Here is a 1,213-nt window from a genome sequence, read left to right on the forward strand (position 1 = left end):
GTTTTTCATGCGAATCGCGATGATCGGAACGGGCTATGTGGGACTGGTGTCCGGAGCCTGCTTTGCGGATTTCGGTCACGACGTCACCTGCGTCGACAAGGACGAGAAGAAGATCGCGGCGCTTCATCGCGGCGAGATTCCGATCTACGAGCCCGGCCTCGACGAACTGGTCGCGACCAATGTGAAGGCCAAGCGGCTCGACTTCACCACCGATTTGTCGAAGCCGGTCGCGGACGCCGATGCCGTCTTCATCGCGGTCGGCACGCCCTCGCGCCGCGGCGACGGTCACGCCGATCTGTCCTATGTCTACGCCGCCGCGCGCGAGATCGCGCAGTCGCTGTCGGGCTTCACCGTCGTCGTGACCAAGTCGACCGTCCCGGTCGGCACCGGCGACGAGGTCGAGCGCATCATCCGCGAGACCAACCCTGCGGCGGACGTCGTCGTCGCCTCCAACCCCGAATTCCTGCGCGAGGGCGCGGCGATCCGCGACTTCAAGTATCCCGATCGCGTCGTCGTCGGCACCTCCGACGAGCGCGGCCGCAAGGTGATGGGCGACGTCTATCGCCCGCTGTCGCTGAACCAGGCCCCGCTGATGTTCACGGCGCGCCGCACCGCCGAAATGATCAAATACGCCGCGAACGCGTTCCTTGCGACCAAGATCACCTTCATCAACGAGATCGCCGATCTCTCGGAAAAGGTCGGCGCCGACGTGCAGGAAGTCGCGCGCGGCATCGGCCTCGACAACCGCATCGGCACCAAGTTCCTGCATGCGGGGCCCGGCTTCGGCGGCTCCTGCTTCCCGAAGGACACCAAGGCGCTGATCAAGATCGCGCAGGACTATGACGTGAGCCTGCGCATCGTCGAAGCCGTGCTGGCCGTCAACGAGAACCGCAAGCGCGCGATGGCGCGCAAGGTCAGCCAGGCGCTCGGCGGTAGCTTGCGCGGCAAGACCATCGCCGTGCTCGGCCTCACCTTCAAGCCCGACACCGACGACATGCGCGATGCGCCGTCGATTCCGCTCGTCACCGGCCTGATCGACATGGGCGCGACGGTCAAGGCTTTCGATCCCGTCGGCATGGAGCAGGCCAAGGGCGAGCTGCCGAACATCACCTATTGCGAGGACGCCTATTCCTGCGCGCAAGGCGCCGATGCGCTCGTCATCGTCACCGAATGGGTGCAGTTCCGCGCGCTCGATCTCGGCCGGCTGAAGGCG

1 protein-coding gene is annotated in these 1,213 nt (G+C 65.7%); it reads left to right on the forward strand.

Translation table 11 applies throughout. The annotated features are described in order from the left end of the window. Window positions 1-7: 7 nt before the first annotated feature. A partial coding sequence (locus tag CT676_RS43700; protein WP_135217360.1) for a UDP-glucose/GDP-mannose dehydrogenase family protein occupies window positions 8-1,213 on the forward strand: 1,206 nt, incomplete at its 3' end.

It is taken from the genome of Bradyrhizobium sp. MOS001 (assembly GCF_004634465.1).
GTDB lineage: Bacteria > Pseudomonadota > Alphaproteobacteria > Rhizobiales > Xanthobacteraceae > Bradyrhizobium > Bradyrhizobium barranii.